The organism is Arthrobacter sp. TJ-58, from assembly GCF_058269295.1.
Genome location: NZ_JBZCNM010000003.1, coordinates 692,613 through 699,092, shown reverse-complemented (window position 1 = coordinate 699,092; position 6,480 = coordinate 692,613). Strand labels below are relative to the sequence as shown.

Genomic DNA, 6,480 nt, shown 5'->3' with positions numbered 1-6,480 from the left:
TGGCCGGTCACCCTCTCAGGCCGGCTACCCGTCGTCGCCTTGGTGGGCCGTTACCCCAACCAACTAGCTGATAGGCCGCGAGTCCATCCAAAACCGCATAAAGCTTTCCACGGACCACCATGCGGCGGTCCGTCGTATCCGGTATTAGACCCGGTTTCCCAGGCTTATCCCGAAGTTAAGGGCAGGTTACTCACGTGTTACTCACCCGTTCGCCACTAATCATTTTGTGCAAGCACAAAAGTCATCGTTCGACTTGCATGTGTTAAGCACGCCGCCAGCGTTCATCCTGAGCCAGGATCAAACTCTCCGTAAATGTGTTACAGACACAAGACCGGAGCCAAGGAAAATTGGCTGCACGGTCCTGCACTAAATTCGAAACCAGCTAAAAAAGCTGTCCCATACCCACGGGGTGGGCGGTCACAGCCTGTTCAACCAATTAAAATAAATTGGTATCAATAAACTTGGCACACTATTGAGTTCTCAAACAACAGATGCATCCGAAATACTCGGAAAAACAATTAATGTTTTTCTTTTCTCTTCGCTGCAGTGTTTCTTTATTCTATTTCATCCGGACCGTGTTTGGCAATTCGGGATAATTCCCGGTTACCGCTTCATCCGACCGGACGAACCCACCACAAAGCATCCGGATTATCTCCGCCGCTGTGTTGTGGGATGTTGCCGGATCCGGGAGTCTCGCTTGCAGACCATGTCCGCTGGGCGCTCTCCGGGGCAACTCACTCAACTTTACACAGCCTTACCGGTCCGTGCAACCCGGAAGCATGTGATCTGCTGCACGCTGTGCGCCCGTTAACTCCGGGGTATGCAGAAGGCCGGCTTTCGATCTCCTGTCACCCCGGATATCCAGGATGACGGGAGCCGAAAACCGGCCTTCCACTGTGATCAATGCACGATCAGAACACGCTGATCAATGCGATGAACTCAGGAAGCACTGACTTCCACCGTGGCCAGAGTGCGCTTGCCGCGGCGCAGCAGCAGATACTTGCCGTGCAGCAGGTCATCACTTCCAATGACTGCCTCTGCATCAGTGATTTTGCGGTTGTTGACGTATGCCCCGCCTTCGGAGACCGTCCGCCGCGCGGCGGAGTTGCTGCCGGACAGTCCGGAGGCAACCAGCAGGTCAATGATTCCCAGTCCGCTGCTGTTCACAACCACCCGCGGGAGTTCCGCAGTGGCTGCACTCAGTGTGGCTTCGTCAAGGTCGCTGATTTCACCCTGTCCGAACAGTGCGGCAGAGGCGGCAATAACCTTCTCGGTTGCTTCCACCCCATGGATCAGGGACGTCACGTCGTAGGCCAGCCGGCGCTGCGCTGCCCGCTTGTGCGGTTCTTCGGCAACGGAGACGGCAAGCTCTTCGATTTCCGCCTTGGTCAGGAAGGTGAAGACCTTGAGCCGGTCCACGACGTCGGCATCCGACGTGTTCAGCCAGAACTGGTACATCGCGTACGGGCTGGTCATGGCGCTGTCCAGCCAGATGGCGTTGCCCTCGCTCTTGCCGAACTTGGTGCCGTCCGAGTTGGTGATCAGCGGGGTACCCAGAGCATGGACGCTCTTGCCCTCCACCTTGCGCACCAGCTCGGTGCCCGAGGTGAGGTTGCCCCACTGGTCCGATCCGCCGGTTTCCAGCACGCAGTTGTAGTCGCGGAAGAGCTGGAGGTAATCCATGCCCTGCAGCACCTGGTAGCTGAACTCGGCGTAGGAAATGCCTTCGTCGGAGTTGAGGCGCGAGGAGACAATCTCCTTCTTGATCATGGTGCCCACCCGGAAGTGCTTGCCAATGTCCCGCAGGAAGTCGATGGCACTCATGGGAGCGGTCCAGTCAAGGTTGTTGACCATCTGCGCGGCGTTTTGCCCCTCGAAGCTGAGGAAGCGCTGCACCTGTCCCTGCAGGTAGCCGACCCATTCGGAGACGGTTTCCTTGGTGTTCATGGTGCGTTCGGCCGTCGGGCGCGGGTCACCGACCAGGCCGGTGGATCCTCCCACGAGGGCCAGCGGACGGTGGCCGGCCAGCTGCAGGCGGCGCATCGTCAGCAGCTGCACCAGGTTGCCCAGGTGCAGGCTCGGCGCTGTGGGATCGAAGCCGCAATAATAGGTAATCGAATCCCCGGCGAGCAGTTTCTCCAGCTCGGCTTCGTCAGTGGAGACCTGGACCAGGCCGCGCCACTTCAGTTCCTGCCAAACGTTGGGAAAGGTGGGGTCATTCTTCTGGGCGCTCAGGCCCGCTGGGGTTTCGATAGTCACGTCTTCCAAAATATCAGTCTTCTTCTTCGACAATGCCCGCGGGAACCGGGCCGGCGGCAATAAGACGCAGGCGCTGCGTGGGACGGGTCATCGCAACGTACAGGTCCCCCACCTTTCCGGCGGCAGCGGTCAGCAGTTCTTCCGGCTCAAGGATGACGACGCCGTCGAACTCCAGTCCCTTGGCCTCGCGCGGCGAGGTGACCACGATGTCCTGTTCCAGTCCGCCGGCTCCGGTGCCCAGGCGCTTGCCGTACACCGCTCCGATTTCCCGGCGCACGGCATCGAGGTGGTGTTCCTCGGCGATGACCGCCAGCAGGCCGCCTTCCAGGGCGGCAAGGTCCTCCGGCAGCGTCTCCATCAAACGGGCAACGAGACCGCCCTCGGGCACCCGGTCAACGAACGGCGCCCAGCGTCCCTCGCGGACCGCCTTCGGCGCGGAAACCACCAGTCCGGCGGCGTTGGCCATGCGCACCGCGGCTTCGGCGATCTGCGCCGGAGTGCGGTAATTCACGGTCAGCTCTTCCAGCGTCCAGCGCTCCCCCACGAACGGCGTCAGCGCCTGCTGCCAGGAGGTGGCGCCGGCGGCGGAGCTGGTCTGGGCAATATCGCCCACCACGGTGAAGGACTTCAGCGGGCAACGGCGCATCAGCAGGCGCCACTGCATGGCGGAAAGTTCCTGCGCTTCATCCACCACAATGTGCCCGAAGGCCCAGGTGCGGTCGACGGCGGCGCGGTCGGCGGCGGTCAGGCGCGCCTCCCCTACGGTGTTGTGGTCCGCCAGGTCCTCGGCGGACAGGATCCCGTGGGCACCGGAATCTTCCAGGAAGCCTTCGGTGTTTTCGATGGCGCGCTCGGCGTTGGCCAGGTCCCGCTTGCGCTGTTCTTCGCGCAGGGCATGGTCGCGGCCGGCGGAGGCATCCAGCTCACCGAGCAGTTCGGCTGCCTCGTCCAGCAGCGGAACATCGGCTTCCGTCCACGGTGCATCCGGGCTGCGGCGCAGCAGGCGGATTTCCTCGTCGCTCAGGTCCGGAGCGGCCCCTTCAAGGTGTCCGGGCTTACTGAAGAGTTCGGAGAGCAGTTTCTCCGGTGTCATCGGCATCCAGCACAGGTTCAAGGCCACGCGCACGTCGCGGGAGGCACGCACGTCCTCGGCCAAATACGCGCGGTCAGTGCTGTTGCCGGCACCGGCGGACTCTTCGAGCTGTTCAGTGAGCTGTTCGGTAAGTTCGCGCAGGAGGATCTTCACGAAGGTAACGCGGGCCTCGTTGTGCGGCTTGCCGGTGGCGCGCGCCTTGTCGCGGGCACGCTGGACCATCTTCGGCGTCAGCGTGAGGATGGTTCCCTCCACGTTCAGCTTCCGCGGTTCCGGCAGCATGCGCTGGCGGTTGGCAACAGCGCGCGCGACGACGTCGGCCATGGAAATCCGGCCCTTGATCTCGGCAACGTGCGCGTTCTCTTCCGGAACGGCGGTGATGCCCGGCATGAGCTGTCCCAGGCTGGACATGACGACGCCGGTCTCACCCAGGGATGGAAGGACGCGTTCGATGTAGCGGATGAACGCATTGGAAGGACCCACAAGCAGCACGCCGGCGGACTTGAGCCGTTCGCGGTGCGTGTACAGCAGGTACGCCGCACGGTGGAGTGCGACGGCGGTCTTTCCGGTTCCCGGTCCGCCCTGGACGACGAGCGTGCCCGCCAGCGGTGCACGGATGATGCGGTCCTGCTCGGCCTGAATGGTGCCGACGATGTCCGACATCTGTCCGGTGCGCTTGGAGTTCAGGGCGGCCAGCAGTGCACCTTCGCCCTGCAGCGCTTCCTCTTCCTCGAGCATGCTGTAGTCCAGCACGTCGTCTTCGATGGCCTGGACGCTGCGGCCCTTGAGGATCAGGTGGCGGCGGCGTCGAACGCCTTGGCGTTCAAAGGCGGTGGCCTGGTAGAAGGTGCCTGCTTCCGGCGCCCGCCAGTCCACCATCAGCCGCTGCAGATCAGCGGTGGAGAGGCCGATCCGGCCGATGTAACGCTCCTCGCCGTCGTCGAGGTCCAGCCGGCCGAAAACCAGGCGGTCGTCAACGGCGTTCAGCTGTGCCAGGCGATCCTCATACATCGTGGCAAAGGCATCGCGCTCGGAGCGGTTCTGATGTGAACCGGCCGAGGTGCTGCGCCGCACCTGGGCCAGCTGCTCGCGCTTTTCTTCACGGAGTTCATCGAGTCGTGAGTACAAACCGGCGACGTAGTGTCGCTCATGTTCCAGCTCATGGTGGGCAGAAGACGTTTCAGGCATGTTCGCGTTCCCTCTCGCAAAGGCAGACCCACAAGTTTAGCGTGCATTTGGACTTTTTCCATGCACTGAGCTATTTAAGTGACGCCGGCCCTTGCCGGATGGGTCTTAGTGCGTCTCACTCCGGAGACGCGGTGATGCTCCGCCGTGCGGAAGAGCGGAAAATAGGGTTAGTAAGCGACCAGGGCGTGCACCGGGTAACCTGCCAGCGCGTCGCGTCCGCCGAGGTCCTTCAGTTCCAGGACGACGCCGAATCCGGCCACTACGGCGCCGGCCTTCTCGATGAGCCGGGCCGTTGCACCGAGGGTCCCGCCGGTAGCGAGCACATCGTCCAGGATGAGGACGCGGGAGCCGGCCGGAATGTCATCCTGATGAACTTCCAGCGTGTTTTCGCTGTATTCCATGGAGAAGCTCTCGGAAAACACGCGGCGCGGCAGCTTGCCGGGCTTGCGGATGGTGATGACGCCCTTGTCAGCCGCATAGGCCGCTGCTGCGGCGAGGAGGAACCCGCGGGCTTCAACCCCCGCTACGTAGTCGAAGCGTCCCTCATACTCGGCCAGCAGAGCATCGACAACGCCGCGGAACGCGGGACCGTCGGCAAAAACAGGCGTCAGGTCGCGGAAGACGACTCCCGGCTTGGGGTAATCCGGCACAATTGCGCCCAGTCGTTCAATGGTTTCGGCAATGGGCTCAATGTTCTGTGCGGCGTCCGCGGGCGTTTCTTTCACGCATCCACCTTACCCGCTCAGCTGCGGCGCCTCGTGGCTGACGGGGGCAGCTGTGGCACTTCTCTCGACGGCCCGCGACTCCGACGGGTGGCGGAATAAAGCCTCCGGGAAGGCAGTTGCCACGTTTCAGCGGGTCCTTCGGAGAGGACCCGGAATCAACAGCAAGGATTGAAACACATGGTTAACCTGCACGAAGTGCTGAAGAACAAGATCGGATTCGGGACGGCTCCGCTGGGAAACATGTTCCGTGACATTCCCCAGGACGAGGCACTGGCCACCGTCGAGGCCGCCTGGAACGAAGGCATCCGTTACTTCGATACCGCTCCGTTCTACGGCGCCGGTTTGGCTGAATCACGCTTGGGCGAGGTGCTCTCCCAGCACCCCCGCGACGAGTTTGCCCTGAGCACCAAGGTGGGGCGGCTCATCCTGGACGAAGAGGAAGAGAAGAGCGACGGCCTCTTCAACCACGGACGGGCGAATAAGATCGCCACGGATTACACGGCTGATGCCACGCTGCGGTCCATCGAGGAAAGCCTGACTCGGCTAAAGACCGACCGCTTGGACTTTGTCTTCATCCATGACACGTCCCGGGACTTCCTGGGCGACGAATGGGTGGCCAAGTTCAATGAGGCCCGAACCGGTGCGTTCCGCGTTCTGGCCCGGCTGCAGGGCGAAGGCGTGATCCAGGGCTGGGGCCTCGGGGTCAACACCACCGAGCCCATCGAGCTGGCCATGGACATGGATGTGGCGGCTCCGACCATGAGCCTCTCCGCCACCCAGTACACCCTGCTGCAGCACGAGCGTGCCCTGCAGCGCATGATGCCCGCTGCACAGGAAAAGGGTGTGGGAATCGTCGTCGGCGGTCCGTTCAACTCCGGTGCCCTGCTGGGCGGGGACTACTTCGATTACGCGGAGATTCCTCCGGCGGTCAAGGAGCGGATCGCGCGGCTGACGGCAATCGCCCAGCGCCACGACGTGAGCCTGAAGGCAGCTGCGCTGCAGTTCTCCACGGCCCACCCCGCTGTGGCTGCGGTCATCCCCGGTTCCAGCCGGCCCGAGCGCGTCGCCGAGGATGTCGCGGCCATGAAGGCACAGATTCCCGGCGCCTTCTGGGACGAACTGCTGGAGAACAAGCTGATCTCTGCGCAGGCGCCCCTGCCGAGCGGCGCATAGAAGGATCCTGCGGCCGGCAGGATCCAGGTTGGGGCGGCGTCC

At 62.8% G+C, this 6,480-nt stretch carries 4 protein-coding genes and 1 rRNA gene; 1 reads left to right on the top strand and 4 read right to left on the bottom strand.

Annotation, left to right across the window (positions count from 1 at the left end):
- The 4 genes from AC4D2W_RS13535 to AC4D2W_RS13520 all read right to left on the bottom strand — a co-directional run.
- Positions 1-313 (bottom strand): 16S ribosomal RNA (locus AC4D2W_RS13535); the annotation flags it as partial.
- 626 nt (positions 314-939) lie between these two features.
- Positions 940-2,253 carry a tyrosine--tRNA ligase gene (gene tyrS / locus AC4D2W_RS13530; RefSeq protein ID WP_490927452.1) on the bottom strand — a complete coding sequence of 438 codons (1,314 nt, stop codon included), beginning with the start codon at positions 2,251-2,253 and terminating at the stop codon, positions 940-942.
- 19 nt (positions 2,254-2,272) lie between these two features.
- A complete protein-coding gene (locus AC4D2W_RS13525; protein ID WP_490927422.1) occupies positions 2,273-4,540 on the bottom strand; it encodes a HelD family protein in 2,268 nt (755 codons plus the stop codon).
- Between the two features lie 167 nt (positions 4,541-4,707).
- Positions 4,708-5,265 carry an adenine phosphoribosyltransferase gene (locus AC4D2W_RS13520; protein ID WP_490927421.1) on the bottom strand — a complete coding sequence of 186 codons (558 nt, stop codon included), beginning with the start codon at positions 5,263-5,265 and terminating at the stop codon, positions 4,708-4,710.
- Between the two features lie 177 nt (positions 5,266-5,442).
- Between AC4D2W_RS13520 and AC4D2W_RS13515 the strand changes: the two genes are divergently transcribed.
- On the top strand, positions 5,443-6,438 hold the full coding sequence (locus AC4D2W_RS13515) for an aldo/keto reductase (protein ID WP_490927420.1): 996 nt from the start codon (positions 5,443-5,445) through the stop codon (positions 6,436-6,438).
- Positions 6,439-6,480: the final 42 nt, after the last annotated feature.